Genomic DNA, 502 nt, shown 5'->3' with positions numbered 1-502 from the left:
TGCCGACGCTGGAACTGAGCGACGTCGACAGCGCGATGATGTCGGGCGCCAAGGTCAGCATGACCGAAGGCCTGTTCGACAACGGGTTCGGCACGATCTACGAACGGCTCTCGCTGTCGGCGGAGGCGCGGGAATTCGCGCAGCAGAACGGAGTGGGCATCAGCATCGTGACGACCGCCGCCGCCGGCTCGGTCATCACCTTCACCGGCATGGCCTCGGCGGAGGTCTATGAGACCGTCCTGCGCGGCGTGATCTACAGCAACACCAACCCGAATGCGGTGGCGGGCACCCGCCCCGTGAAGATCGAAGTGACGGACTCGGACGGGCTCGCCTCGAGCCTCTCCAGCGTCAACCTGACCGAGGGCAACACCGACATCGCCGTCGGCCAGCGCATCTTCATCAACGGCGTGGACAGCGGCCAGGTCGTCTCGATGGTGCGCGACGCCACCAGCTTCGTGGCCAGCGGCCCGCTGGCCGATCTGGAGCCCGGCGCAGTGCTGAG

General features: G+C 67.1%; 1 protein-coding gene. It reads left to right on the top strand.

Annotated features, from left to right (window positions below; genetic code table 11):
* On the top strand, positions 1 to 502 hold a 502-nt coding region (locus tag CKO11_RS17455), incomplete at both ends, for a hypothetical protein (protein ID WP_223641584.1).

This window comes from Rhodobacter sp. TJ_12 (assembly GCF_020023995.1).
Lineage (GTDB): Bacteria > Pseudomonadota > Alphaproteobacteria > Rhodobacterales > Rhodobacteraceae > Rhodobacter.
Note: the sequence above shows the minus strand (reverse complement) of the source record. Positions and strands in the feature narration are given on the sequence as shown.